At 49.1% G+C, this 26,512-nt stretch carries 22 protein-coding genes and 1 pseudogene; 11 read left to right on the top strand and 12 right to left on the bottom strand.

The window, feature by feature from the left end; all coding sequences use genetic code 11:
* Positions 1-200: 200 nt before the first annotated feature.
* Together SACSAC_RS14605 and SACSAC_RS14600 are read left to right on the top strand one after the other, a co-directional pair.
* Positions 201-938 carry a YoaK family protein gene (locus tag SACSAC_RS14605; RefSeq protein WP_245608644.1) on the top strand — a complete coding sequence of 246 codons (738 nt, stop codon included), beginning with the start codon at positions 201-203 and terminating at the stop codon, positions 936-938.
* 686 nt (positions 939-1,624) lie between these two features.
* A complete protein-coding gene (locus tag SACSAC_RS14600; RefSeq protein WP_037287666.1) occupies positions 1,625-2,830 on the top strand; it encodes an amidohydrolase in 1,206 nt (401 codons plus the stop codon).
* Between the two features lie 88 nt (positions 2,831-2,918).
* Here SACSAC_RS14600 and SACSAC_RS27170 read toward each other — a convergent pair whose 3' ends face one another.
* The 3 genes from SACSAC_RS27170 to SACSAC_RS14585 all read right to left on the bottom strand — a co-directional run bounded on the left by SACSAC_RS27170 (position 2,919) and on the right by SACSAC_RS14585 (position 7,121).
* On the bottom strand, positions 2,919-4,181 hold the full coding sequence (locus SACSAC_RS27170; RefSeq protein WP_051507131.1) for an S-layer homology domain-containing protein: 1,263 nt from the start codon (positions 4,179-4,181) through the stop codon (positions 2,919-2,921).
* Between the two features lie 274 nt (positions 4,182-4,455).
* Positions 4,456-5,223 carry a response regulator transcription factor gene (locus tag SACSAC_RS14590; protein ID WP_037287664.1) on the bottom strand — a complete coding sequence of 256 codons (768 nt, stop codon included), beginning with the start codon at positions 5,221-5,223 and terminating at the stop codon, positions 4,456-4,458.
* Between the two features lie 74 nt (positions 5,224-5,297).
* Entirely contained in the window at positions 5,298-7,121 is a 1,824-nt protein-coding gene (locus SACSAC_RS14585) for a cache domain-containing sensor histidine kinase (protein ID WP_037287662.1), read from the bottom strand.
* 246 nt (positions 7,122-7,367) lie between these two features.
* On the opposite strand from SACSAC_RS14585, the gene SACSAC_RS14580 reads away from it, so the two are divergent.
* From SACSAC_RS14580 to SACSAC_RS14555, 6 genes are all read left to right on the top strand, one after another.
* On the top strand, positions 7,368-8,390 hold the full coding sequence (locus SACSAC_RS14580; RefSeq protein WP_037287660.1) for an ABC transporter ATP-binding protein: 1,023 nt from the start codon (positions 7,368-7,370) through the stop codon (positions 8,388-8,390).
* Positions 8,387-9,403, top strand: coding sequence for an ABC transporter ATP-binding protein (locus SACSAC_RS14575; protein WP_156951007.1), 1,017 nt, complete (start codon positions 8,387-8,389; stop codon positions 9,401-9,403). The genes SACSAC_RS14580 and SACSAC_RS14575 overlap by 4 nt, the downstream gene beginning before the upstream one ends.
* 59 nt (positions 9,404-9,462) lie before the next feature.
* Positions 9,463-10,413 carry an ABC transporter permease gene (locus SACSAC_RS14570; RefSeq protein ID WP_169833777.1) on the top strand — a complete coding sequence of 317 codons (951 nt, stop codon included), beginning with the start codon at positions 9,463-9,465 and terminating at the stop codon, positions 10,411-10,413.
* 71 nt (positions 10,414-10,484) lie between these two features.
* On the top strand, positions 10,485-11,396 hold the full coding sequence (gene opp4C, locus SACSAC_RS14565) for an oligopeptide ABC transporter permease (protein WP_037287657.1): 912 nt from the start codon (positions 10,485-10,487) through the stop codon (positions 11,394-11,396).
* 82 nt (positions 11,397-11,478) lie between these two features.
* The gene (locus SACSAC_RS14560; protein ID WP_037287655.1) at positions 11,479-13,110 is read left to right on the top strand and encodes an ABC transporter substrate-binding protein; all 1,632 of its coding nucleotides are present in this window, start codon (positions 11,479-11,481) and stop codon (positions 13,108-13,110) included.
* A 236-nt stretch (positions 13,111-13,346) separates the two neighbouring features.
* Positions 13,347-14,807 (top strand): M20 family metallopeptidase, encoded by a 1,461-nt coding sequence (locus SACSAC_RS14555; protein WP_037287652.1) that lies wholly within the window; start codon positions 13,347-13,349, stop codon positions 14,805-14,807.
* 183 nt (positions 14,808-14,990) lie between these two features.
* On the opposite strand, the gene SACSAC_RS14550 is transcribed toward SACSAC_RS14555, so the two are convergent.
* Together SACSAC_RS14550 and SACSAC_RS14545 are read right to left on the bottom strand one after the other, a co-directional pair.
* Positions 14,991-15,962: an iron-hydroxamate ABC transporter substrate-binding protein gene (locus SACSAC_RS14550; protein WP_037287649.1), complete on the bottom strand. Its 972-nt coding sequence runs from the start codon at positions 15,960-15,962 to the stop codon at positions 14,991-14,993.
* A 413-nt stretch (positions 15,963-16,375) separates the two neighbouring features.
* Positions 16,376-17,332: pseudogene (locus tag SACSAC_RS14545) on the bottom strand (IS30 family transposase).
* Between the two features lie 469 nt (positions 17,333-17,801).
* Between SACSAC_RS14545 and SACSAC_RS14540 the strand changes: the two are divergent.
* Positions 17,802-18,116, top strand: coding sequence for a hypothetical protein (locus SACSAC_RS14540; RefSeq protein ID WP_037287646.1), 315 nt, complete (start codon positions 17,802-17,804; stop codon positions 18,114-18,116).
* 773 nt (positions 18,117-18,889) lie between these two features.
* Here SACSAC_RS14540 and SACSAC_RS14535 read toward each other — a convergent pair.
* The 7 genes from SACSAC_RS14535 to SACSAC_RS14505 form a co-directional block, all read right to left on the bottom strand.
* On the bottom strand, positions 18,890-19,327 hold the full coding sequence (locus tag SACSAC_RS14535) for a protein-tyrosine phosphatase family protein (protein WP_037287643.1): 438 nt from the start codon (positions 19,325-19,327) through the stop codon (positions 18,890-18,892).
* Between the two features lies 1 nt (position 19,328).
* The gene (gene arsC / locus SACSAC_RS14530; protein ID WP_211251342.1) at positions 19,329-19,754 is read right to left on the bottom strand and encodes an arsenate reductase (thioredoxin); all 426 of its coding nucleotides are present in this window, start codon (positions 19,752-19,754) and stop codon (positions 19,329-19,331) included.
* A gap of 2 nt (positions 19,755-19,756) precedes the next feature.
* Positions 19,757-21,193 (bottom strand): arsenic transporter, encoded by a 1,437-nt coding sequence (locus tag SACSAC_RS14525; RefSeq protein WP_037287638.1) that lies wholly within the window; start codon positions 21,191-21,193, stop codon positions 19,757-19,759.
* A complete protein-coding gene (locus SACSAC_RS14520; RefSeq protein ID WP_037287635.1) occupies positions 21,190-21,519 on the bottom strand; it encodes an ArsR/SmtB family transcription factor in 330 nt (109 codons plus the stop codon). The genes SACSAC_RS14525 and SACSAC_RS14520 overlap by 4 nt, the downstream gene beginning before the upstream one ends.
* A gap of 387 nt (positions 21,520-21,906) precedes the next feature.
* Positions 21,907-22,944: a flavin-containing monooxygenase gene (locus SACSAC_RS14515; RefSeq protein WP_037287632.1), complete on the bottom strand. Its 1,038-nt coding sequence runs from the start codon at positions 22,942-22,944 to the stop codon at positions 21,907-21,909.
* A gap of 66 nt (positions 22,945-23,010) precedes the next feature.
* A complete protein-coding gene (locus SACSAC_RS14510; protein WP_084778080.1) occupies positions 23,011-24,423 on the bottom strand; it encodes an NAD(P)-binding domain-containing protein in 1,413 nt (470 codons plus the stop codon).
* 68 nt (positions 24,424-24,491) lie between these two features.
* Positions 24,492-24,920 carry a MarR family winged helix-turn-helix transcriptional regulator gene (locus SACSAC_RS14505; protein WP_037292866.1) on the bottom strand — a complete coding sequence of 143 codons (429 nt, stop codon included), beginning with the start codon at positions 24,918-24,920 and terminating at the stop codon, positions 24,492-24,494.
* 243 nt (positions 24,921-25,163) lie between these two features.
* On the opposite strand from SACSAC_RS14505, the gene SACSAC_RS14500 reads away from it, so the two are divergent.
* Positions 25,164-26,120 (top strand): IS30 family transposase, encoded by a 957-nt coding sequence (locus tag SACSAC_RS14500; RefSeq protein ID WP_037287630.1) that lies wholly within the window; start codon positions 25,164-25,166, stop codon positions 26,118-26,120.
* The gene (locus SACSAC_RS14495) at positions 26,116-26,490 is read left to right on the top strand and encodes a tyrosine-type recombinase/integrase (RefSeq protein ID WP_084778079.1); all 375 of its coding nucleotides are present in this window, start codon (positions 26,116-26,118) and stop codon (positions 26,488-26,490) included. The genes SACSAC_RS14500 and SACSAC_RS14495 overlap by 5 nt, the downstream gene beginning before the upstream one ends.
* The last annotated feature ends 22 nt before the right edge of the window (positions 26,491-26,512 follow it).

The raw sequence follows: 26,512 nt of genomic DNA, 5'->3' as shown, positions 1-26,512 counted from the left end.
TGAAGTTGTTCGAAGGTCTCATCTACGCACTCAATACGAACTTTTCAAGCTTCCCTTTTATCATAACCTTTTTGAAGATAAATTCCTCTTTATCCGATCATTCCTTTTTCTAACACGGATAAAGCCACATTTTCATTTTTCTTTCTGTATTTTCTTGAACTTTACCGACTTTCTTGCGAGAATCGTAGAGGTGAGTTTACATGAAAGGAATGAATAATTTGCACGTCAAAACTTGGCGCAGCGGCGTTTTGATGCTGCTGTGTATGTCGGCTGGGATCGTCGACGTCATAGGCTATATTCATTTGGGACGCGTTTTCACGGCGAATATGACCGGAAATATCGTGATTCTCGGGATGTCGTTCGCGCATGTCGCGGAATTATCCTTCCTGCGGGCGGCATTGGCCTGCATCGGCTTTATCGCGGGGAACGCGGCGGCAGCGATATTGCTCAGCGGCGGAAAAGCCAAAGGCTTCTGGCCTGCTCGAATAACCCTGATTCTGTTTATCGAATTGGCGTTCTACTTCATTTTCGCCGCATTAGCCGGTCCGGTGATGAGCGAGACGCTGCTGCATGTGTTGATTCTGCTGCTTAGCAGCGCGATGGGCATGCAGACGACTGCCGCTCGCAAACTAGGGATCGCCGGGATTTCTACCACGGTTCTAACCAACAATCTCGCGAGCGTGATCGAAGACTTTGTGGCCTTTTTCCGCAAAAGATTCCGCCTCAAGGAAAAGACTTCGAAGATCGGCGGGGAGACTTGGCTGCGTTTTACGGCGGTGGTGATCTATTGCTTCGGCGCGCTTGTAGCGGGGATTGCAGAGATCAACATGCCGTTCAGCGCGATATGGATTCCGATTTTGGTGATGGTGATTATTTTGATCGTCGTGTTGAAAATGTTCCGCGGATTGGACGAAAACGGTGAGCGGCGGCTTCGTTAACCCGCTTGGCGAAAGTCCTAGTCGGTAAAAAGCTTGGGCGCTGCGGGGAAAATTCGTTCAAGACGCTGTCTCACGAAGAAAGCTTTCAGCTTTCCTCGTTCAAAGGCGTCTTTCACTGAATTTTCCCCTCCGCTGGTCGCTTGGCTACCTTTAAGAACTTTCTGACAGCTTAACAAGCTATAAGGGTAAGAAGTAAAAACTTATACTGCGCTCTTCACCTTAATCGGTGAGCGCAGCTTTGCTTACACATCAAACGGAGCCATTAATGGCTTCGTCAACATATCAAGAAAGTCTAACGTAGCTGGAAGACAGAAGGCGGAGAGAGAAATTCAGTTCAATACGCCTTTGAACTTGTAAAACTTCCAAACCAAATTCCAATCCAGTTTTCCAAGTGAAACAGCGTTTTGAACGAATTTCTCTCGGAGCCTTCTGTCTTCTCCCGCATACGTGACTTCCGAGAGCATTCTGATGGAGCCATTAACGGCTCCTTTTTCATGTCAACTGTGAAGACCTTTTCCAAAATGAGCATCCTATTCCGGTGTCGTTTTTATAAAACCATACAACTAGAGATACAAAAGCGAAGCAACGGGTCTGTTACTTTTTCTTCCATCGTTTTAAGCTGGAAGCAGCAACGGAAGAGGTATTTCAAATTATGGCGCATAGGCGTTCCCGGGAAGGATGATTTCATGGAAACATGGTACGCGAGACTGGCTGAGTTGGAAGGTACGATGGTGGAATGGAGACGTCATATGCACCGCAATCCGGAGTTGTCGTTTCAGGAAGCGGCTACGGCGGCTTTTGTCGCAGAAACGCTGAGTGGGTTTGGCGGAATTGAGGTTCGAACCGGAGTGGGTGGCAATGGCGTGGTCGGGACCATTCGCGGCGGTAAGCCGGGGCCGACGATTGCTTTGCGTGCGGACTTCGATGCGTTGCCGATTCAAGATGAGAAGGATGTGCCTTACAAGTCGACGGTGCCGGGCGTGATGCACGCTTGCGGACACGACGGTCATACGGCTTCGCTGTTGGCGGTTGCGCAGGTGTTGAGCGAATATCGGGACGAGTTGGCCGGTAACATCGTTTTGCTGCATCAACACGCGGAAGAAGCGCCGCCGGGCGGAGCGAAAGCGATGATCGAAGACGGTTGCTTGGACGGCGTGGACGAAGTATACGGTATCCATCTGGCCTCGCTTCAGCCGTACGGTTCGATCGGATACAAGCACGGATTTTTGACAGCCAGTGCCGATCTGTTCGAAATTCTGATTCAAGGCAAAGGCGGACACGGTGCATCGCCGCACCATTCGATCGACGCCGTAGCGCTCGGAGCGCAGCTGATTACGGAGCTTCAGCTTCTGATCAGCCGCCGCGTCGATCCGATGCACCCTTCCGTGTTAACCGTCGGCTCGTTCCATGCAGGCACAACGCATAATGTCATCGCCGATCAAGCCAAAATGACCGGAACCGTGCGCACCTTCCAGGAAGAAGCCCGCGACAAGATTCAACAGGGCATCACCGCTTTGAGCGAAGGATTATGTCATTCGTTTGACGCGACGTGCGAGATCGACTATCTGCGCGGTTATCCGGCAACGTTTAACCATGAAAAAGAAACGGACGAAGTCATTCGCATCTTGACCGACAGCGGCATCGCCAAGCTGGTGGAGCTTCCGGCGATGATGGGCGGCGAGGACTTCTCGTACTATCTTCAGGAAAAACCGGGCAGCTTCTTGATGGTCGGCGCGGCTTTCGAAGATCAAGAAAATTTCCCGCATCATCATCCGAAGTTCGATTTCGACGAACGCGCGCTGATGATGTCGGCCAAAGCGTTTCTGGCGATTGTGGACGGGCGATTGAATGCCGTGGCGGAAGCGACGACGGTAGAGGCAGCTTCGGTATAACATTTCAAGTTGCGCAAAAAAAGTCGGGTTCCCGAGGGATCCGACTTTTTTTTATGAAAAACTGCTCATTGTGATTCTTTCTTTTGGCTTATTCGCCGGTCGATTGCGGATAACTGAACTCTAATATATCACTAACCAAGTATCCGTAATTCCCTGCGGTCGGTGTTCGAACCCCGATCGAAATCGAGCTCGATCTCACATAACCTTTTTTAGGAAGAATCCAAGCCGTGGTATCAAAAGGTTCTTTGTGATATACGCGAGTTATGGTGTTCAGTATTCCTTTCTTATAAAAATCATCCCGGTTCGGACTATCAAACCCGCTTATTTGAAAATGAGGAGGAAAATGCGTTGAGTAAACTTCCGGTCTTTTATTGGATATCGTTCTTGTTTTGTAATACAAAATATAGCTATTCATCTGCTTGGAAACGGGAAGATCGTTGATGTTTTGATTGCCGACGTTATTGTCCCACTTCAGTTCTTTGATCGGCGGAAGCAATTTCAAATTCGGATCATTCGGATCGGCAAGATCGATGGCAATTAAGGTATCCAACTTCCCTTCATAGAGTCCGTCTCTTGATTTGACCGTCATTTTCTTCTCGTTCCAAAAGTCCGCAGACTCGTTTTTCCCGTTGCTTCCGATCCATTTCTCAGGCGCGTAAAACACTTCAGGCATCACCGTGAAAATATTCGTTCCGTGCCAATATACTTCGGCGCTGCTAACCGCGTATTTGTCGACCGGGAGCTTTTCTCCGGCGTTCGCCGCCAGAATCCGCTCGATAACCACGACCGCTTGCGCTCTCGTCGTGGTTCCGTCCGGTGCAATTTCTCCTCTTCCTACTCCGGTCATGAGTCCGTTCTTTGTCGCGGTATACATCCACTTGCCTTCCGGGATGTACATCCAGGGGTGTTCTTTTTCATTCTCCTTCTGGCCGATTGCCCGGCTTGCGATCCGTGCCATCTCTTCGCGGGTGAGCGTCTTGTTCCAATTCGTTTCCGTATTCGCAAAGTCGTCCGTCTTATACAAACCTTGTTCGCCAGCGGAAGCCACATAAGGTGCATACCATTTGTCCGTTTGCGATCCGACTTGCAGATTCAGCGCCGACACGACCATTTTGACGAATTCGGCCCGCGTGACGTTCATATCGGGTTTAAAAGTCCCGTTCGTATAGCCTGCGACATAGCCTTTGGCTACCCCTTTGCTGATTCCGCTAGCTGCCCAATGACCCGTTTGAACATCCCCGAACAGATTCGAAGAATCGCCTTCTGCCTTGGCCCCTCCGTTTCCCAACATGTTTGTCGTCAACACAGCCGCCAGCGCAACCCCTGCCCATTTGGCGATCTTTTTCCCCATGCGTTCCACTCCCTCTGATGATTTCATGCTTTCAAATCGGCCGATTGTTTGAATTGGATGAACGCGAATGCGTGATCCGGATTCAAGCAAGTTACCAGTCCCCAAGTTTTGATTATACCTTCTCCGCATCCAAAAAGTAGGATTTCATTGCAAGATTCCTTATTCATTCATAAATGTTCTCTTTCTGCGCAAAATCCCTATACAAAAAAAGCTGCCGAGAAGTTCTCGGCAGCTCCGAATTTTTCTTTTGAACGTTGTTGTCGATCTTATCCCTCTACAGCCCCAGCCCTTGCCTGAATTCCCTTGGCGTTTTGCCGAATCGGCGCTTAAACGAACGGGTGAAGTTTTTCGGGTTCTGATACCCTACCGCTTCGCTAACCTCATATGTCCGGCAGCCGCTTGCTTCCAACATTCCCGCCGCTTTGAACATCCGCACGTCGTTCAAGTATTCCGAGAAATTAATACCCGTTTTCTGTTTGAAATATTTGCTCACATAAGTGGGATTCATCCGTACGGCCAACGCCGATCCTTCCAGCGTCGCTTCCGAGCAATCGTCCTCGATGTACCTCATGATGCGCAGGATGATCGGATCGGAAGCCCCTTCTTGCAACGGGAACAAGGGTCTGCTCGTTTCCCCGGGTTCCGACACCAAGGCGGTTTGCGCTTCCTGATCCATCGCTTCTTTCAGCGCCGTAAACGTATCTTTCAATTCCTGATAGCGCGTCGGCTTCAGAATGTAACTGCGCACTCCGAATTCCATGGCGCGGCAGGCCGCGTCGAAATCCCGATGCGCGCTAAGAAACACGATGCGCGGAGAGGTCTTTTGTCTATGCAAGTATTCGGCCACCTCAATACCGGTCATGACCGGCATCATCACGTCGCACAGCAGGACATCGACGGAATGGCAACCGATATATTCCAGCGCTTCAAGTCCGTTTTGCGCAAATCCGTCCACTTCGAATCCCAGTTCGCTCCAAGGGAAGTAATTTCCCAACCCATGTCTGATTTCCGCTTCGTCGTCCGCAATCAGCAGCTTATACATGCACCAACCTCCTTTTTTTGTTCGATTATATAACACTGTTAACGATTCGACAACCAAGAAAATTACAGAAAATATCACACAACTCTTTCATTATGATTTGAATCTTCAGTAATTCCTCCTGCTTTTTTAACCAGTGCCAGAGGGATCACGATTTGCACCAGCGTTCCTTTTCCTTCGCGGCTATAGATCCGGAGTCCGTATTTTTTTCCGTAAGCAAGCCTTAATCTCTTATGCGTATTGGATACGCCGATATGCGCAGACTGCCCGAAAGGACCTTCAAGTTTGCCTTGCAGTTCCCGAAGCCGTCGAGGCGTCATTCCGCGGCCGTTATCGAACACGGATAAACGCAGCATCCCCCTACTCTCGTAAAGTTTGATTTTAATAACGCCGCCTTGCTGTCCGCGAAGACCGTGGAGCAGACTGTTTTCGACCAAAGGCTGTAACAGCAGCTTCAAGATCCGAATATCTTTCCCTTGCGCGCGGCAGTCCCAAACCACGTCAAAAGCTTCGCCGCTTCGCATGCGCTGAATGGCCAGATAAGATTCGGTATAACGAATTTCCTCCTCGATCGCGACTTCTTTTTCTTCCAGATCCAACGCGCCTTTCAAAATCTCGCCGAGCTGCTCGATCATCTGTGTCAGTTCATTATCCATGCCGCCTGCCAACGCTGCCGCTTTCCATTTCACGGTCTCCAGCGTATTGAGCAGAAAATGCGGATTCAACTGCGATTGCAGAGCGCTCAGCTCCATCAGCTCATTGACTGCTTTACGTCGGGCAAGCTGCGTTTTCAAATACTTTTTCTCCAAAAAATTCGCCAGAATCTGCTGCACGATATAAGCGTTGACGTCGTTCTTCCCCGCTCGCGCGGCCGGCTCGGTTCCTTGTTCGGCATCGTGCAGCATATCCACGATATGCCGAATATTGCGAACGTTGCGCCGGGCAAAAAGCAAACTCACCGCGACCGCAGCCAAGATGGATAGCAGAGCGGCGATCCCCGTATATAACGCAAGCCGAATCGGCAGTTCGTACAAAGCCGCCTTCGGCGTGACCGACGCGAAATGCAGACCGTACTCGGGCGATTGCAGTTCCAACACTTCATATCCCAGCGCGGCTTCTCCGTACAAACGTTCGGGACGCAGCGGATCGAACAAGGTTCGAGGCGTAAAGGAAGACGGATTCGGCTCGTCGCCGCGAACGATTACCTGACGCTGCAAATCCGTGATCAGCAGATGCTGGTCGGAGGAAGTCGGCATCCACGCAAGCTGTTCCTTCAAATAGTCGAGTCGCACGTTCAAAACGATCACGGCGTCATTTTTCCCTTCGATATCGAGCATTTGATACAGCGAAATGACATCCGTGCGAAACGTGGCCAACCCATATTTGTCGAAGGAACGCGGTTCGCTCCATTGCTTGTCCGTTCCCGCCTCGCGATGAGCCGCATAACTGCCGTACCAATCCGCGTCATAGGTGTCGTCGAACGCCATAGTCCCTCCGGTCGTGGAAGAGATAAAGCGGCCGCGATCATTTTCCACGTAAACATAGATCGATTCGATATAAGGTCTGGCAATGGCCGGAGAATCGATGAAGTTTTTGAATGAAGCCAATTCCCGATAATCTTCGGCGCTCGGCAGCGGCTCATTCAGCATATTTCGCAGTCGATCGAATTCAAGCGCACTGGAGACCGCATGCATATGCAGCGTATCGAGTTCCTCGAACAGCAGCTCCACGTTCCCCTGCATGCGTTCCAGCACGTTTTGGTTAGCCGCTTGCGCCTCGATTCCCACATAACGCTGAATGATCGCGATCGATAAGCCGCCCAGCATGACCAGCGGAATGAGGACAGGCAGCATGAAGGATGAAAGGTTGCGAATAAAAAAGGCTCTGTAAACTTTCTTCACACTACTCTCCCCTTCTTTTGTCGTTCTATGACGCTTTACGTCGATTATAGCCGCTCGCGCTGCAACGTTAAAGCATAAAAAAAACACCCCTTGTGCAAGTAATGACACTTTTTCCGGTTTAAACCCTACTTTCTCTGCAAACCAAGACCCAAAAACCAATCCAAGTTACTTTCAGAAAACAGAGCTTCTCCTTACAATGAGGACATCAACGAAAGCTATCCTGACATAAGAGAGGAGCCAGATGCGATGAACGATTTGCTCGAAGTAGACGGAATTGAAACGGTGTTTCGCACGGAACGCGGGGAAGTGACTTCGGTCGACGGCGTCAGCTTCCGACTGAAAGCAGGCGAGACGCTCGGCATCGTCGGCGAATCGGGCTGCGGCAAAAGCGTCACCTCGCTCTCCATTATGCGGCTGCTTGGCAAGACCGGCTCGATCCGCAAAGGCGAGATTCGACTGAACGGACGCAATATCACGGGGTTGGCCGAATCGGCCATGCGTCAGATCCGAGGCAGCGAAGTATCGATGATCTTTCAAGACCCGATGACGTCGCTTAACCCGGTGTTCACCATAGGCAGTCAACTGGTCGAATCGATCATGCTGCATCTGAACGTAAAAGGCAAAGCGGCACGCAACCATGCGGTCGACATGCTGCGCAAAGTCGGCATTTCGCGTCCGGAAGAGATCATGGACGAGTATCCGCATAAGCTGTCGGGCGGCATGCGCCAACGGGTCATGATCGCGATTGCCCTATCCTGCGAACCTAAGCTGTTGATTGCCGACGAACCGACTACCGCGCTCGACGTGACCATTCAGGCACAAATTCTGGATCTGATGAAAAAGTTGCGGGAAGAAACCGGTACGGCGATCATGCTGATCACCCACGACCTGGGCGTCGTGGCGGAGATGGCGGATCGAGTGATCGTCATGTATGCGGGACAGGTCGTGGAAGAAGCAGACGTATTCACCTTGTTCGATAAGCCGCTGCATCCGTACACGACGGGCCTGATGGGCTCGATCCCTCACCTCGACGGAGACGACGAAGAGACGTTGGCCTCGATTCCGGGTACCGTGCCTCCGCTGCAAAACATGCCTTCGGGTTGCCGGTTCCATACCCGCTGCCCGCTCGCGACCGAGAAATGCTCCGCCGAAGCGCCGCCGCTGCTCGAATTGGCCGAAGGGCATCGCGTTCGCTGCTGGGTCGCTCAAGGCGATTCGGAAGCAGCAAGCCCAATTCCGGTTTCGTCCGCGAAAGGAGTGACGACATGATTGAATTTGAAGAAATGCCCATGGCCGCCGTTCGACCGGATACGGCCGACACGCTGTTGCGCTTGGACGGACTGACTACCTATTATCCGATTCGCAAAGGATTGCTCGGTCGCGTCAAAGGCCATGTGAAAGCCGTCGACGGCGTCAGCCTGGATATTCGCGAAGGCGAAACATTGGGGCTTGTCGGCGAATCCGGTTGCGGAAAATCCACGATCGGACGCACGATTTTGCGGCTGGAGCAATCGACGGGCGGACAGATCACCTACCGGGGCGAAGACATCACCCGCTACTCGATCTCGAAAATGCGACCGCTGCGAACGGAGATGCAAATGATTTTCCAGGACCCTTTTTCCTCGCTTAATCCGTGGATGCGGGTTCGGGATATTTTGAAAGAACCGATGCTCGCGCATGGCAAAGCGACCGCCGCCACGGCGGAAGCCGAGGTGGATCGCTTGCTGGACGCCGTAGGGATTCCCCGCTCCTACAAAGACCGCTACGCGCATGAATTTTCCGGCGGACAGCGGCAGCGGATCGGCATTGCGCGCGCGTTGTCGTTGAACCCCAAGTTTATCGTCTGCGACGAACCGGTCTCCGCGCTGGACGTATCGATTCAGGCTCAGGTTCTCAACCTGCTCAAACAACTGCAAAAGGATCTGGGCCTGACCTATTTGTTCATCGCTCACGGACTGGGTGCAGTCAAATACATCAGTACGCGAATCGCGGTCATGTATCTCGGCAAAGTCGTCGAGATCGGGACGAAAGAAGACATTTTCCGCAATCCGAAGCACCCCTACACCAAAGTGTTGTTGAATGCTTATCCGGTTCCGAACCCCCACTTGCGCGGAAGGGAAAAGATCGTGGTGCAAGGGGATGTTCCTTCCCCGGCCAATCCGCCGTCCGGGTGTCGTTTCCATACCCGATGTCCGTTTGCGCAGGAGCTTTGCCGCCAAGAAGAACCGCCGCTTGCCGCAGCGTCCGACGGGCATGCGGCAGCGTGCCATTTCACGTTTTAGACAAGAACATTTCGCCGGCATCGGTACTGCTTGACGCCAAATAAAAGGAGGGATTTCGCATGGTGACTTATATTGCGCGGCGGCTGCTGATCTTTATTCCGGTGCTGCTCGGGATCACGATCATTAATTTTATTATCGTCAACATGGCTCCCGGCAACCCGGTCGACATGTACATCGACCCGAATATGTCGCCGGAGATCGCCGAAGCCAAAAAGGAAGCACTGGGTCTGAATGATCCGCTGTTCGTTCAGTACGTCAAGTGGCTCGGAACGCTGCTCACCGGGGATCTCGGCTACTCGATGAGTTCGTATGCGCCTGTGGCCCAGCTCGTGGGGGAACGGATCATGCCGACCGTAACGCTCGGGCTCGCCGCTCTGGTGCTTGCGCTATTGATCGCCGTGCCCTTGGGCATTCTTAGCGCACTGAAGCAAAATACGAAGATCGATTATCTGGTTACCGGACTTTCGTTTATCGGCACTTCGATTCCGAACTTTTTCCTCGGTCTGGCGCTGATTTATATTTTCGCGGTCAATCTGGGCATTTTGCCGACAGGCGGCATGCAGAAGCTCGGCGGCGACGGCGGATTCGGAGACCGGATGCTGCATATGATCCTGCCCGCGATCGTGCTGGCAACCGGAATCGCCGGACGCAAAGTCCGCTATGTTCGCGCCAGCATGCTGGACGTGCTGAAGCAGGATTATCTGCGCACCGCCCGTTCCAAAGGCGTGCATGAATTTTGGGTGACGAACAAGCACGCGCTGCGCAACGCCCTGCTGCCGGTCATCACCGTCGTCGGCCTGGAAATTCCGATTCTGCTCGGCGGCGCCATCATCACGGAGCAGATCTTCCAATGGCCGGGCATCGGCCAGTTGACGCTCCAGTCGATGATGTCGCGCGATTATCCGACGATCATGGCGCTGAATCTGATCGCGGCCGTCGCCGTACTCGGCGCCAACTTGTTGACGGATATTCTGTATTCCGCGGCCGATCCCCGGATCAAGGTGGGATAATCGCTTCTTCAATGTCGTTGTTCGCATTCGTCTATGCAAAGTCTATCGCCCACTTTCAGGAGGTGACGTTCATGTCTTCAACCAAGCTTCAGGCATTGGCTTCTGCGGGAGTACAGAATCCTGCCAACGCACAGGTCGAACAGTTGGAAAGCCGATTCCGCCAAGTCTCTCGCCGTTTTTCGAAAAACAAGATGGCCGTGATCGGATTGTTCTTCTGTATCCTGCTGTTCGCCGTCGGATTGTTTGCCCCGCTGCTGCAGCCGTATCCGCCGGATCAGGTTGCGGGCGACTTCTCCGCGCCGCCGAGCTCGGCCCATTGGCTCGGTACGGATCAGATCGGACGCGACGTGCTCAGCCGATTGATTTCGGCAGCGCAAGTCTCTCTCCTCGTCGGCTTCGCTACGGTCGCGATTTACGTCGCTTTCGGCACCGTGGTCGGATTGTTGTCCGCTTATTACGGCGGCTGGATCGATACGCTGGTCATGCGGATCACGGACATGTTCATGGCTTTTCCGTTCATGATGGTCATTCTCGTCGTAGTCAGCGTCGTCGGGCCGAGTCTTTTCACCATCATTGCGGTGTTGGCGTTATTCTCTTGGCCGAGCATCGCGAGATTGGTACGCGGCAGCGTACTCTCGCTCAAGCAAGCTGACCATGTACGGGCCGCCGTCTCGCTCGGACTGAAGACGCCGCGCATCATCCGGCAGCATATCTTCCCCGGCGCATTGGCTCCGATCATCGTCAATGCCACATTCGGCGTCGCTTCCGCGATCTTGACCGAATCCGGACTCAGTTTTCTCGGCATGGGCGTTCAGCCGCCGACCGCAAGCTGGGGCAACATGCTCAGCGAAGCCCAGTCCATCTCCGTGCTGAGCGGTCAACCGTGGCTGTGGCTGCCTGCCGGCATGGCGATTTTGCTGACGGTGCTGGCGATCAACTTCGTCGGCGACGGTTTGCGCGACGCGCTCGACCCGAAGCAATAAGCCGGACTGTCCGTAAAGATTCACCGTATCGAAAAGCTTCGCAACGCGTTTTACATCCGAACTTTTACAGGGGGTCAACTTCATGACAAACACTAAAAAAAGATTTACGGGACTGCTGCTCGCCGCAGCCTTTGCTTTGACCCTGTCGGCCTGCGGAGGCAGCGGATATACGACCACGAACGAAGCCGCCGCGACGGAAGCTTCCTCTGCCTCGTCGGGCAGCGGCACGGCAGTGATCGGCATTGTCAATCCGCCGACGACGTTCAATCCGATCAACCCCAACGACACCGCTTCGACCCAAGCCACTTCGATCATGAACGACAGCCTGATGGTGGTGAACGACAAGCTGGAATTCGAACCTCGCCTGGCGGAATCGATCGAGACGGAAGACAATCAGACGTTCACGATCCATCTGCAAGACAAAGCCGTTTGGAACGACGGTACCGACTTCACGTCCAAAGACGTCGAATACACGCTGGGCATGATCGCCGCTCCGGCCGTGACGACCAATATCAACTTGTCCTTTATCGAAGGCTTGAACGATTCCGGCAAACTCGACGAAGGTCAGACCGCGATCTCAGGCTTTGCGGCGGTCGACGATAAGACATTTACGATCACAACCAAATATCCGGTCGAGATCACCTATTTCAATGATAACTTCAGCGGTAAAGTCCGTTTTCTCCCTCAGCACGTGCTGAAAGATACCGCTCCGGCGGATCTGGACAAAAGCCCCTACATGCAAAACCCGACCGTCTCGATCGGGCAGTTCAGCTTCGTGAAATTCGCCAAAGACCAATACGTACAATACAAAGCCAACGAAAGCTATTACTTGGGCGCGCCGAAGCTTGCTGAGCTCTACGTCAAAATCCTGACCGCTCCGAATCTGGTCGCGCAGCTGCAAACCGGAGAAGTGGACGCGAATATGGACCGCACAGGCCTTATTCCGGTCGAAGACTTTGAAAAAGTATCGAATATGACCAACGTAACCTCTTCCTTCTCGCCGATCAGCACGCCGGTCTCCGTCATGTTCAACGTGCAGAAAATGACCGATCCAAAGGTGCGCCAAGCCCTCGAAATGGCGGTTAATCGCCCTCAAATCGTCGACAAGCTGCTAAAAGGCAACGGCGAGATCGTCGATAACATGCTGCCGAGCACTCACCCGTTCTACGACAGCAGCATCGAACCGTACGCTTTTGACCCGGATGCCGCGAAAAAAATGCTGCAAGAAGCCGGATGGGACTTCAGCCAAGTGATCCACTTCTCGATCCCGGTCGGCAACAAGGTCCGCGAGCAAGCCTCCGAGCTGGTCGCCGCCGACTGGAAAGCAATCGGCTTGCAAGTTGAAATTCAAAAGTTCGACTTCCCGACCTTGCTGCAAAAGCTGGTGTCCAACGATTACGAAGTCGGCGTCGTCACGATCCCGTACACCGCCGATCCAAGCTCCGTCTTCAACTACTTCACGCCGACCAGCGCAATGAACTTCACCGGAATCGATGATCCCGAGCTGACAGCTCTAATCGAGCAGGGCGCCAAAGAAACCGACACGGCGGCACGCAAAGAAGCCTATAACGAAGTCCAACAGTATTTCCACGAAAATATCCCTCAGTTCGCGATGTATGTCGATAACTTGATGTCCGCGCAGTCGAACAGCCTGAAAGGCAAAGTCGGTCCGGATATGTTGAACAACGTGTATCTGTGGGAGAAGACGGAATAAGGGTCTCAGCCCTTCGGGTTGCTGCGAAAATCCTGTTCGCTAAAGGCTTAGGGCTGCGGGAGAAATTCGTTCAAGACACTGTCTCACCGGGAAAAGTCGATTAGATGTTTAGTGGAATGTTTCCCGGTTCAAAGGCGTCTTTCACTGAATTTCTCCCTCCGCCCAACGCTTCGCTCCATTTGATTTTTGACATTCAACCGGGCTTCGCCCTTATTCCAAGAAAGTAGGTGCTTGATATGCGTCTTGCAGAAACAGTATCGGAATTGGTGGAACGGAAAAAGAAAATGTTCACGGATGCCAGTGACCGGGTGTGGGAGTTTGCGGAGATTCGGTATGAAGAATTTCAGTCCGCGGAGTTGCTCAGTCGGGTATTGGAGCAGGAGGGCTTTTCGGTAGAGCGGCAGGCGGCGGGGATTCAGACGGCGTTTGTTGCCAGCTACGGCAGCGGCAAACCGGTGATCGCGCTGCTCGGCGAATATGACGCGTTGGCCGGGTTGAGCCAGCAGGCAGGATTGGATAGCTTCGATCCGGTTGCGGCAGGCGGGCACGGGCATGGATGCGGGCATAATCTGCTTGGGACGGGAGCTTTGGCGGCGGCTGTAGCGGTCAAAGATTATATGGTGGCGAATAAGGTGGCGGGAACGGTGCGTTTTTACGGCTGTCCGGCCGAGGAGAGCGGCGCGGGTAAGACGTTTATGGCGCGAAAAGGATTGTTTGATGATGTGGATACGGCGATCACCTGGCATCCGGGTACGAGCAACGCGATTATGCAGGTTACTTCGCTGGCCACGACGACCGTACGCTTTCGTTTCTTGGGGAAAAGCACGCATGCCGCGGCCGAGCCGCATTTGGGTCGAAGCTCGCTGGATGCGGTCGAGCTGATGAGCGTCGGCGTGAACTATATGCGGGAGCATATGATCGATCAGGCTCGTATCCACTATGCGGTGCTGAATACGGGCGGCAGCGCGCCGAACGTGGTGCAGTCCGAAGCGGAAGTGCTGTATTCGATCCGCGCACCCAAGTCGGCCCAGGTTCGCGAATTGTTTGAACGCGTGAAGGATGTAGCCCGAGGCGCAGCGCTGATGAGCGGGACGCGGATGGAGTTTTTCGTTACCGGCGCGACATCCGATCTGATTCCGAATCCGACGCTGGAACGCGTGATGCACCGTCATATGGAGCAAATCACTCCGCCCGTGCCTTCTGCCGAAGAAATTGCGTTCGCGCAGCGCATTTTCGCTTCGATCCCGGAACCGGATAAACAGTCTGCGGCCAGTCGAATGAGTCGGGAAAAAGCTGCGGCTCTACGGGAGAATCCTCTTTTGCCGGAATTGGCTCCTCTGATCGAAGGCAGCATGCCGATGTCCGCTTCCACGGATGTCGGCGATGTGAGTTGGCTCGTTCCGACGATCCAATGCACAACCGCGACTTGGGCTTTTGCGACGCCCGGGCATTCCTGGCAAGCCGTCTCTCAGGGACAATCTCCTCATGCGCACAAAGCGATGCTGTATGCCGGAAAAGCAATGGCGGCTACCGCGATCGAAGCCCTGCTTAATCCGCAGCTGATCGCAACCGCGAAGCAGGATTTGGTTCTTCAACTGGCGGGAGAACCTTATGTCTGTCCGATTCCGGACGATGTCAATCCTCCTCAACCGGACAATCCGGCAGCGATGCGGGAAACGGCGACCGTATCGCGGTAAACCTGCGCAGATTCTTTCGCTTTTTCGCATACATTCAGGTATCGCTACCGTAAGCTCGACGCACATCAAAAATGCCCGAGAGCGCAGCGATTCGACTTGATCGAATCGCTGCGTTCCGGGCATTTTTAATAGTGATAGGGGTAGACCTGACATTTAACGCGGTCAACCTGCTGCATCTTCGAATTAATTCGAATCTTCAAGGAATCCTTTTTCGAAAATACCGAGCAGGTTCTCCAGCGTCGTCGGATCGCTATACGAAGAAGCTCTGGATTCGAACTCGATCACATGTCCTTCTTTTACAGCCGGAATCTGATTCCAAACTTCGGAACCGATGATCTCGTTGCTGGCGTCCAATCTGTGGCTGACCAGCACGAAGTCGCCCAGATATTCCGGCAGTACTTCAAGCGACAACGAATAATACCCATCCGTCGATACCGCTTCTTTAACTTTCTCCGGCATGCTCAGCCCCATCGCTTGGTACACGATTTCCGTGCCGCGCGCCCAACTGTCGCCCATGACGAATGCGCTTTTGCCGTCGATTTCGATCACGGATACCGTAACGTCGTCGCCGTATTTGGCTTTAATCTTTTCGCCTGCATCAGCCGCTCTTTTCGTGAAATCGTCTGCCCAGGCTTGCGCTTCCGCTTCTTTGCCCAGCAGCTTGCCGATCTCGACCTGTTGGTCCAGATAGTTCAGCTTGCCCCACGTGTATGCGACCGTCGGCGCGATTTTGCTCAATTGATCCAGGTTCTTCATATGCGATCCGGCGATAATCAGATCCGGAGCCAAAGCGGCTACCGTTTCCGGTTGTTCTTCCGATACGACCGCAACGTCCTTCAGCTTATCGGTGAACAACGGATTTTCGCCCGTCCATTGATCGACGCCGATCGGCGTGACGTCCAATGAAAGCACGTTCGGCGCATTCGTTAACGCGACGATGCGGGTCGGATTGGCCGGGATTTCCACGGGACCCGTCTCCGATTCGTAAGTAACCGTTCCCGATGCCGTTTCTTCCGCAGCCGCAGGTTCCGACGTTGCAGCCTCTGTGTTTGTTTCCGTCGTGGCTACTTGCTCTGTCTGCGCATTGCCGCAAGCGCTCAGCACAAGTACGAACAGCAGCATAAGTGCCGCTATCCAGCATGTGTTTTTTTTCATTACTCTAACGTCCCCCCGGAGTCTATGTTGTGTTTATGGATAGTGATAATCGTTATCGGCGATTGCGTTTCGTATACGATTAACGACCATCAACTTATGCCTTCAATACGCCTAAATCGTACATTTATGATTTAAGATCAACGTCACTAATCGTACATCTTCAGATATTTTGTGATTTTTGGTGTGACATTTTTAAAACCTAAATGAGATTGGTTATCAACAGTATAGCAGGCAAAAAAATATTCGTCTATAAAATCAGCAAAGACTCTTAACAAAGAATATTTAACTCGCATACTGCTTTTGATAAGAGACAACGAAAACAGACTGACAATATTATCAAAATGTTGTCAGTCTGTTTTTAAAGATATCTTTGATCTTTGTATGTGTAGTACTAAATAATATATGACGAATTGTCAACCCAAGTGCAACACTTCATTCTGAAAGGATTCGTGTGTGGATTTCCAACCTAAACATTTGCGAGGCCGGTTGTTGATGAGGTGAAGCGCCTGTTCAAGTTCGGCATCTGTCACCTGAGCAAAGTCGTGACCTTTAGGGAAAAATTCCCGAAGCAAGCCGTTCGCGTTCTAGTTGGAGCCACGCTGCCAAGAGCAATACGGATCGGCGAAATACACGTCTACGCCGTGCAGACGCTCTAACGATTTGTAACAGGCAAACTCTTTGCCCCGGTCTACCGTTGCGGTTTGAATCGCTGATTTGGGCATCGGTGCGGCCAGCACGCCAAACGCGATTTCCATCGACAACGCGGTCCGATTCGGCATCTTAATGGCTTGGTAAAAACGTGTTTTTCGTTCGACGAATGTCGCGACGCAAGCTTTGCTTTTTCCCCGGCTGGAAACGACCGTGTCTAGTTCCCAGTGACCGAATGTTTCCCGGTCACGGATAGCTTTGGGGCGCTGCCAAATAGATTTCCCAATCTGAAAACGTCCACGCGTCTCCGGCGGTTTCTGGCGCTTGCCTTTGTGCCGTAGAACTTGGAGATTCCCCCGGCTCAGCAGACCGGCATAGAGCCAGTTGTACAGCGTTTTGAAAGCAACCGTAGGAAGTCCTTTGGCTTTACGGCTGTGCTGGATTTGTTCGGGTGAATACGTCTTTTCGAAGTCAGCCTCGATCTCGCTCGCCAATGCCGGATTCCACTTGCCGTGTGGCTTCGAATTTCCCCTTCTGGAAACGTAGGCGTTTTGTGCCTCTTGGGCCTTGTATTTCCGGTCGGTTCCATTACGTTTAAGCTCTCGGCTGACGGCCCCAGCCGCACGTCCGAGTGCCCGGCCAATGGCTCGTACCCCGACTCCCTGACTACGCAACAACTCTAGTTTACTACGCTCGATTATGCTAAAATGCGTATAGTCCATGGTCGGATTCTCCTTGTAGAGGGTGTTATGGTGACTTCATTCTACACGAGTCCGGCCTTGGGCCTTTTTATATTCAGTTCGAGGTGTTGCACTTCATTTTACAATCCGTCGATTAAAAAAAGCCCGCTGTAGGATCTATCCTGAGCGGGCTGTTCACGTTTCATATACGCTTGCTTATTCCACTCGCTTTGGTAAGCTTTATTCTGGAAAAAGTATTAAAATCCACTTCTCCTTTTAAAAAAATTCTGAGAATATCATTCGATTTGTAAACCAGTAGATTAGATTAAAGCAAAAAGGAGTGAAAGCTCAATTTGGGAAAACATGATTCGTAAATAATCACATGAGAGGCATCATGAACACTAACTTAACTTTGAAACTCATTAGTTTTTAAATGAATAATGTAACATTCTGATAGACCCCCAGTCATGTTATACTACCAATATAAGAACATATGTTGGGAGGATACAGTATGGCATTTGAAGGATATAGAGAAGAGCATCGTGGAAATTGGTTCGGAGGTGGTACCAATATGATTTATGTAAGCGAATCGACTTTTCAAGAAAGAAAGGAACCAGAAATTTATATCATTAACGAACAGGACTTCGATTTAATCCGCATACGAGATGAACAGCAGTTAAAAATGATGCGAAATTGCATGTTCGGCCCTCAACTGCAACTCGAAGAAATCGATTGGCTGAAAGGTCAAGGTGGATTTACTTACTTTAACAGTGTGGACGAGTATATCGATAAGAAGAAACAAGAACTCGACGAGTTGATGCGTTAAGATTTTTGAAACAAAAGTGACGGTAACATGGCTGTAGGTTGACCGTAACTTGAGCGCCATATGACGCTTTCTTCGTGTTACATTGTTAACGTGGAAATCGGGCGAGAATGAAACGCACAGCTGCAAAGGCAGCGGATGACTGGGGCGTTCCTCTTCTCGCCTTTTCCTTACGGTAAGATCGGCTTGAAGGTTGTCGCGCTCTCCATACCAAGATTGATTAAGTATGGGAAGGCCCATAGAAGAAACGCAGCAGCAAGTCCTAAAGCGACGCCACGAAAGTATTTTACCAAACGATTATCCTCCCTTCGATTGTTCTATTTCCAGAATAATAGTTCAGTAAGCAAAAGTCGAATCAGTAAAGAGACAGGAGATAACGCATTGCTTGATAGGCCGGGCGCTCGAAACCTTTACCACTTGCTTTGTCTATAAAGATAAAGCGTTCTTCTACCTTAAGATTTAAAAACTTTAATCTCTAACGTTCTGAATTTTGGTCTTTACTCGAAACGCGAGAATATCCTAAGTTCAAGTCTCGTCTCTCCTTCACTATATTTAAAAACTCCACGCTCTACTTTACTAACATCACTAAAGTCGTAATACTACATTTACGAACAGCTTTAAGAGGCAAATTATGCTGTCTGTAAAAGCATACAAAAAAGGATCGTCAGCATTTCTGCAACGAGTCCGCTAGTTGAAAACAGCGGCTGATCACGTTGATACCTTCTTAGTTTTATTGAGCTAACGTTTCCCGTTAGTTTAACGGTTAAGATCCTTTTTTAGTATATTTCCTTTAATAATTCCTTTTGCATCGGTTTAATATTGATGATACTTCTAATGCTTTTTGCTTTTATTTCAGCATCCTCAAACGTATTTGCCAACCCTAGTTCTAATAATATCCCAGCTGCAACGGTCCCCGTTCTACCCTTGCCTCCTCCACAGTGAAAGGCAACTTTCTTGCCGACGTTATACGCTCCAACAACCTCATCAATTGCTTGTTTGAAAAGCTCGGCTTCATGTTCTTTCGTATCGTCATTAAGCGGAACCTTTACCCACTTCACATGATCTGTTGGATAGGCGCACTCTGTTGCTTCCTCCCGAAGATCCACCACGACCTCAATGCCTTCGTTAAGAACCATTGCCTCTACGTCGGCAGCTCCGCCCATAAAAACTTTATTAGCAATAAGTGCATGGTATTTCTTTTCGGCATGATCCATGTTACTTACCTTCTTTCAAGAACTGCTCGATTCGAGCTTTAATTGAATCGCGGACCTCCGCGAATGTAGCTGTGATTTCTTCCTCTGTACCTGTCGCCTTGGCTGGATCATCGAAGCCCCAGTGCCATCTTTCCGCTTTGTCATTACGTACAATTGGACAATTATCGTTGGCATGACCACAAAGCGTGATAATATAGTCTGCTTGTTTTAAAATCTCAGGATCAATCACATCTGATGTATGATTGGAAATATCGATCCCAGCTTCTTTCATCGTTTGTACAGCGCGAGGATTTAAGCCATGTGCCTCTAACCCTGCACTTCTCACCTCGTATTTATCACTACCAAGTGCCTTCAAAAATCCATCAGCGATTTGGCTTCTGCAAGAGTTTCCTGTACACAAAAAGTAAACAAGTGGTTTGTTGTTCATGATTATTGATCTCCTTTATCTTCGGTTTGGCTTACTTGTATTTTCGCTTCGCCCATTTTTGGATTAATCAACGCTTTGATGATCCAAGCGATAACAACCAATATGGCTGTGATTACGGCAATCATTAACCAAACGTTTATGTTTGTTGAATGGATCAAGTGTAGCCACAAATACAGTCCTGTTAACGTGATAAAGAGCGTTGGGATGGTGAGTACAATCCCAATTTTGAAATAACTTCCCCACGTGATTTTTACATCCTTACGGGACAGTACATGTAGCCACAAAAGTGTTGCGAGTGAGCCAATCGGTGTAATTTTAGGACCCAAGTCACTGCCGATAATATTGGCATAAATCAGCGATTCCCGAATGACACCTTGCGTATTCGTTCCTTCAATTGCAAGCGCATCAATCATTACTGTCGGCATATTGTTCATAACCGAAGACAATACCGCAGCTAGAAAGCCCATACCAAGTGTGGAGATGTAGAGTCCTTTGTCGGCAATAGCTTGAATGACCTTCCCAAGTTCATCTGTCAATCCCACATTTCGTAGTCCATAGACGACGACGTACATACCAATTGAGAAAATCACTACTGCCCATGGAGCCCCTTTGATGAGCTTCCATGTTTGAATAGCGTGACTCCGTCGTGCAGCTAAAATAAACAAGATTGCAATAACCCCAGCGATAACTGACACCGGAACTTGAATGAACTCGCTCATCAAGTACGCAACCAGTAGCACGGCTAATATCATCCAAGATATTCTGAACAGTTTCTTGTCCTTAATCGCTTCAGCTGGTTTTTTGAGCTGACTGACTTCATAGTTGCCTGGAATACTCTTTCTAAAGAACAAGAATAAGACCAGAAGACTCGCTAAAATTGAAAAGAAATTCGGAACAATCATACGACTTGCATACTCCACAAAACCAATACCGAAGTAATCCGCAGAAACGATATTGACGAGGTTACTAACGACGAGCGGAAGTGAAGTTGTATCTGCAATAAAACCACTTGCGATGATAAAAGGTAAAATCATCTTTTGATCAAATTTGAGCGCTCGGACCATGGCAAGCACAATGGGTGTTAATATCAGTGCGGCACCGTCATTTGCAAAGAACGCTGCCACCGCTGCTCCAAGCAGCACAACATAAACGAACATCAGCTTGCCATTACCTCTTGCGAGCCTTGCCATGTGCAGTGCAGCCCATTCAAAAAAACCGATTTCATCTAAGATTAGCGAAATTAAGATAATAGCTACGAAAGCAAGCGTAGCGTTCCATACGATTCCTGTGACCGTACCTACATCGGATAGACTCACAACTCCAAAAAGAAGAGCAAGGACAGCTCCAGCTGACGCTGACCATCCAATATTAAGCCCCTTAGGTTGCCAAATCACAAAAGTCAGTGTAAGTAAAAAGATTAAAATCGCGATAATGGTCATGCTTCCTCCTGAGGACCGCAGCAGTTTTTCAATCCTGCTATTTTAGCTTTCATGGATGGCAGATACGGATACACACACTGAACATATGCTTCTGCATCTGGATTAAGAGAATAGTACACCCACTGTCCTCTTTTCTTTTCATTAAGTAGACCGGCTGCCTTTAGTTTTCGAAGATGCTGACTGGCGTTTGGTTGAGACATGCCAATAATGTCTGTGATGTCACATACACAAAGTTCCTGTTCTTTAAGTAATGCAACGATGGTCAACCGTGTTTTATCAGCTAATAACTTATACGCCTCAGCCATCTCCTGAATTTTTTGTTCCATATGTACCCTCCCTGTGATTAGTCTTGTCGGCTTCATTTAATGATATAATCATATAATAAATCACTTATATAAGCAATGACGAATATAAGGGGTTTTAATACACCAAAAAAGTCGGCGAAAAAGATTGCCGACTTTACTCTGAACTAAAAAATTCACATTTTGACTTAATAAAATAATGACTGTCTTTCATCTTAACTATATCTTTCGTTTGATACTCAATGACTCCACCTTGATCTAATAATTCATCATGCTGATTACCTCTACGTGCCATTGTTTTAAGATTGCATCATTAAGTTGTGTTGCGGTATACAAAATTGTGCCCTTCATTAAGTCACCTCGAGAATAGTTATAATCATCAATTATAACATCCACCTGAAATTCCATAGCTCACAATCTTTTCTCAAGCGATTGTACAACTTTTTTCGCGTCATTCCCAGAACCTCGAATCGTCGCAGACGCAAATGAGGTCTGCCACGGTATACCTACGAAATGGATACTTTCATCACTTTGTTTTAAAGGTACACCTGATGAATCCAGAACGTTTAATCCACTAAGATATTCGAAATTCGGAATATAACCTGTGGCAAAAATAACGGTATCCACATTTTCACGAGTCTCATCTGCCCACACTATTCCATTTTCCGTAAAAGCTTTGAACATCAGTTTGGCATCTGGCTTACCTTGATCGATAGCACTTTTATATATACCGGTATCAAGGACACCGTCACTGCTTTTTTGCAATAATCGTTTGCCCCAATTGGATTGATCAAGCCTAAGTATGGTTAGCCAAAAGTGAATATCTTTCCCCGCAATGACCTGCGGCTTAAATTTGATGGAGCTTCTGGACGCAATCGTTACATGCGCCGTCCTAGCCAGTTCAACCGCTATTTGTACCGCCGAATTTCCTCCTCCCACAACAATGATCCGTTTGTTTTTAAACTCTTTCTCATTTCGGTAGTCCTTGGCATGAAGTATTTCTCCCTTAAATTCATGCATGCCAGGAATGTTTGGAATATGAGGATTTACGAATGCCCCGCTTGCACAAATGATGGACTCTGTACGAAACTGTTCTCCGCTTGAGGTATGGACTGTATAGATATTACTTTCCTTATCCACTTTGATTACTTCTTGCCCTGTGTGTATTGGAAAATTGTATGTAGCCGCATAAGACTTTAAGTATTGAACAACCTCATCTCTACGCGGATAAACATTTGCTCCGCCTGGAAATGGGAGTCCTGGCAATGAAGAATACGGTGCAGGCGAGAACAATGTTAAGCTATCATAGTAATTTGCCCATGATCCTAAATGCTCTTCACTTTTTTCAAGGATGATAAAGTTCCGTTTAGCTTCTTGTAAGTAATATGCTGCTGCCAAACCGGATTGACCACCACCAATAACGATGCAATCATAAATCATATTTTTCATTTTTCTCCCTCCTTCTAGAAAACCTACTGCATCACGATTCGGATGCAGTAGCTCTGAATTCTTGATTTATTCGCAGCAAGAATCTGATCCGGCCTTTTCCGTTTTTGAAGGTGAGCAACAATCCAAAGATGTTTCCTTCATTTGAACTGGTTCACAGCAGCTGTCCGTGCTACTAGCACCTAAACTGCAAACACCTGTCTCCGGCAGTTCCAGTTCTACTTTTTGAGCTGACTCCATATCTCCCACCAAAGCCGCTACAATGGATCTGACTTGCTCATATCCCGTTGCCATTAAGAAGGTTGGCGCTCTTCCATAACTTTTGGCACCTACGATATAAAAGTCCTTTTCAGGTTGACGCAGTTCTTTTTCACCATGCGGTCGAACTGTACCGCAGCTGTGGACATTGGGATCAATCAATGGCGCAAGCTCATAAACACAGTCTAAGCTCGGGTCCGTTAATATCCGTACTTCCTGCACGATCGATAAGTCAGGACGAGAGCCTGTGTTACCTACAATTTCATCGATGTGATCAATAACCACTCGTTCATTTTGAATGCTTCCGGAAACTTGGATCTGTTCACCTTGTTTTCGAAGTTCTTCAATATGGAATCCTGTCAGGACCTTTACGGTACCGGATTCAACCACTTTTTGAATGCGAGTACCCAGTTCCCCCCTTGCCTGAAGCCCATCTAGTTCTCGTCCTCCATAAACATCCTCAATATTTGCTTTGCGAATAGCCCAAACGATTTCAGTTCCCGACTCCTCTTTTTGAAGCTGGGCAAGTTCAAGCAACGTGTTAATCGCAGAATGTCCGCTGCCTACAACAAGTACCTTCTTGCCGCTATATCGATTTCTCTCTTTACTTAATACAGCAGGAATACCATATGAAATGTGACTATTAAGCGCTTTTTCCTCTTCTGTAAATATTCCGTCTGAACGAAGTGGATTGGGATTGGACCATGTCCCAGAGGCATCGATGACAGCCCTCGCTTCATAAATAAACGAAGATCCGTTTTGTTCAACATGGATCACAAACGGCAGTTTCTCACGCCCACTTGTTTTCACTTTACTTAACCCTTTGCGGCTGATCGCAGTAACTTTCGTATTCAAATGTACATTGGCACTTAATTCAGGCAGCGCAGCCAAAGGTTTTAGATAATGCTCAACAATCTCCTTACCCGTTGGGATCTTTTCGTTTTGTGGAGCAACCCAATTCGCCGATAGCAGTAACTCTTTAGCAGCTTTATCGATGTTATATTGCCATGGCGAGAACAGTCGTACATGTTCCCATTTTCTAATGTTTGCCCCCACTTCATCTCCAGCTTCAAATAACATAAACGGCTCACCTTTTGAAATGAGTTGTGCCGCTGCCGCAAGACCAACCGGTCCAGCTCCAATAATCGCAACAGGTAAGTTGCCCTTCTCTTGTACAGGCGTTTCGCAGCAGCTCATTTTGTTCACAGAAATATTTTTAATCATTTTAGTTTCCTCCTCATTATTATTTGCATTTTGCAAGTATTTTGTTAAATGAATGAGATAATTATTTATTATCCCAGTGGTGTACAGCATACGCTGGATTTCGCCATACTTTCGTTGAGCAGTTTGACGGCGTTGATGACCATATCCCGTTCAAACTCGGACATATGCGAAAAGACTTCTTTTAAATAATCATTCATCTGCTCATCAATGACCGTAGCAACAAATTTACCTTGTGTAGTCAAGGATAATATGTTAATCCGCCGATCTTCAGGTAAGGGCGTTTTTTGAACCAATCTCAACTTTACAAGACTTTGAACCTGGCGGCTAAACGTTGTGATGTCAATGGAGAGTGCATCTGCCACCTGCTGAATGGATGGATTATGTTTACGATCAATTTCATAAATAATATGACTTTGAACAAGTGAAATATCCAACCCTCCCGCGGTACAACAGTTTTTATCCAATAATCCAAAACGCCGTGTCATGATCTGAAACATCTCTCTTACGTTGTTTTCCAATTACCTCACCTCTTGTTATAATTACACTCTTATTATGTGCAAATTGCAAATGTTTTTTTGTTTTTCTATCCCTCTTCCCATTTCAAATTACATTATGATATATAAACATATGACGGATTGTAAAATGAAGTGCAACACCTCAAACTGAATATAAAAAGGGCCCATGGCCGGATTCGTGTAGAATGAAGTCACCACAACACCCTCTACAAGGAGAATCCGACCATGGACTATACGCATTTTAGCATAATCGAGCGTAGTAAACTAGAGTTGCTGCGCAGTCAGGGAGCCGGGGTACGAGCCATTGGCCGGGCACTCGGACGTTCGGCTGGAGCCGTCAGCCGAGAGCTTACACGTAATGGAACCGACCGAGAATACAAGGCCCAAGAGGCACAAAACGCCTACGTTTCCAGAAGGGGAAATTCGAAGCCACACGGCAAGTGGAATCCAGAGTTGACGGGTGAGATCGAGGCCGACTTCGAAAAGACGTATTCACCCGAACAAATCCAACACAGCCGCAAAGCCAAAGGACTTCCTACCGTTGCTTTTAAAACACTGTACAACTGGCTCTACGCGGGTCTGCTGGGCCGAGGGAATCTCCAAATTCTAAGGCACAAAGGCAAGCGCCAAAAGCCACCTGAGAAACGTGGACGTTTTACCGTTGGCAAATCGATTCGGCAGCGTCCGAAAACCATTCGTGACCGGGAAACATTTGGACACTGGGAACTAGACACCGTCGTCTCTAGCCGGGGGAAAAGTAAAGCGTGCGTCGCGACCTTTGTGGAGCGAAAAACACGGTTTTACCAAGCGATTAAGATGCCGAATCGAACGGCTTTATCGATGGAAATTGCGTTTGGCGTGCTGGCCGGTCAGTACCCCAAGTCGGTCATTCAAACCGCGACTGTAGACCGAGGAAAGGAATTCGCGTGTCATGAAGCGCTAGAGCGACGGCATGGCGTAGATGTCTATTTCGCCGATCCGTACTCCTCTTGGCAGCGGGGTTCCAATGAGAACGCGAACGGCCTGCTTCGGGAGTTTTTCCCCAAAGGCCACGATTTTGCCCAAGTGACCGATGCCGAACTCGAACAGGCGCTTCACCTCATTAACAACCGGCCTCGCAAATGTTTAGGTTGGAAGTCTACACACGAATCGTTTCAGGACGAAGTGTTGCACTTGGATTGACAATTCGTCAAAAAATAAACCTCTACATGATGGAGGATTTATTTTCTCTAAAAGTGATGGTTATCCTCTTTCTTCAAAAAGGTTCATACAAAAAATGCGCAGTATTTTAAAACAAACCACAATCAAGAAAAACGCCACCCCTCACATCTTCCGACATACCTTTATTTCGCTCTTAGCTGAAGCTAGTGTGCCATTGCCAATGATCATGAAGCGTGTCGGACACGACGATGCAAAAACCACTTTAAAAATCTATACGCACGTAACTTCCAAAATGCAGATTGACGCTGATCAGAAGATTAGTGAAATGTACGCTGATCTTTTGGACATTCCATTTAAGGGCGATTTTGCAGAAAATGTGATAAAAACGTGATGCAAAAACAAATTAAGCGACC

Source organism: Saccharibacillus sacchari DSM 19268 (assembly GCF_000585395.1).
Lineage (GTDB): Bacteria > Bacillota > Bacilli > Paenibacillales > Paenibacillaceae > Saccharibacillus > Saccharibacillus sacchari.
Note: the sequence above shows the minus strand (reverse complement) of the source record. Positions and strands in the feature narration are given on the sequence as shown.

Excerpts from the sequence above, each read along its gene's own strand:
- SACSAC_RS14575 (WP_156951007.1), top strand. The coding sequence starts at position 8,387 with ATGATTGAATTTGAAGAAATGCCCATGGCCGCCGTTCGACCGGATACG.
- SACSAC_RS14500 (WP_037287630.1), top strand. The coding sequence starts at position 25,164 with ATGGACTATACGCATTTTAGCATAATCGAGCGTAGTAAACTAGAGTTG.
- SACSAC_RS14605 (WP_245608644.1), top strand. The coding sequence starts at position 201 with ATGAAAGGAATGAATAATTTGCACGTCAAAACTTGGCGCAGCGGCGTT.
- SACSAC_RS14540 (WP_037287646.1), top strand. The coding sequence starts at position 17,802 with ATGGCATTTGAAGGATATAGAGAAGAGCATCGTGGAAATTGGTTCGGA.
- SACSAC_RS14590 (WP_037287664.1), bottom strand. The coding sequence starts at position 5,223 with ATGTATAAGCTGCTGATTGCGGACGACGAAGCGGAAATCAGACATGGG.
- SACSAC_RS14525 (WP_037287638.1), bottom strand. The coding sequence starts at position 21,193 with ATGACCATTATCGCGATTTTAATCTTTTTACTTACACTGACTTTTGTG.
- opp4C (WP_037287657.1), top strand. The coding sequence starts at position 10,485 with ATGTCTTCAACCAAGCTTCAGGCATTGGCTTCTGCGGGAGTACAGAAT.
- SACSAC_RS14560 (WP_037287655.1), top strand. The coding sequence starts at position 11,479 with ATGACAAACACTAAAAAAAGATTTACGGGACTGCTGCTCGCCGCAGCC.
- SACSAC_RS14510 (WP_084778080.1), bottom strand. The coding sequence starts at position 24,423 with ATGATTAAAAATATTTCTGTGAACAAAATGAGCTGCTGCGAAACGCCT.
- SACSAC_RS27170 (WP_051507131.1), bottom strand. The coding sequence starts at position 4,181 with ATGGGGAAAAAGATCGCCAAATGGGCAGGGGTTGCGCTGGCGGCTGTG.
- SACSAC_RS14515 (WP_037287632.1), bottom strand. The coding sequence starts at position 22,944 with ATGAAAAATATGATTTATGATTGCATCGTTATTGGTGGTGGTCAATCC.
- SACSAC_RS14580 (WP_037287660.1), top strand. The coding sequence starts at position 7,368 with ATGAACGATTTGCTCGAAGTAGACGGAATTGAAACGGTGTTTCGCACG.
- SACSAC_RS14520 (WP_037287635.1), bottom strand. The coding sequence starts at position 21,519 with ATGGAACAAAAAATTCAGGAGATGGCTGAGGCGTATAAGTTATTAGCT.
- SACSAC_RS14505 (WP_037292866.1), bottom strand. The coding sequence starts at position 24,920 with ATGTTTCAGATCATGACACGGCGTTTTGGATTATTGGATAAAAACTGT.
- SACSAC_RS14535 (WP_037287643.1), bottom strand. The coding sequence starts at position 19,327 with ATGGATCATGCCGAAAAGAAATACCATGCACTTATTGCTAATAAAGTT.
- SACSAC_RS14555 (WP_037287652.1), top strand. The coding sequence starts at position 13,347 with ATGCGTCTTGCAGAAACAGTATCGGAATTGGTGGAACGGAAAAAGAAA.
- SACSAC_RS14570 (WP_169833777.1), top strand. The coding sequence starts at position 9,463 with ATGGTGACTTATATTGCGCGGCGGCTGCTGATCTTTATTCCGGTGCTG.
- SACSAC_RS14600 (WP_037287666.1), top strand. The coding sequence starts at position 1,625 with ATGGAAACATGGTACGCGAGACTGGCTGAGTTGGAAGGTACGATGGTG.
- SACSAC_RS14550 (WP_037287649.1), bottom strand. The coding sequence starts at position 15,962 with ATGAAAAAAAACACATGCTGGATAGCGGCACTTATGCTGCTGTTCGTA.
- arsC (WP_211251342.1), bottom strand. The coding sequence starts at position 19,754 with ATGAACAACAAACCACTTGTTTACTTTTTGTGTACAGGAAACTCTTGC.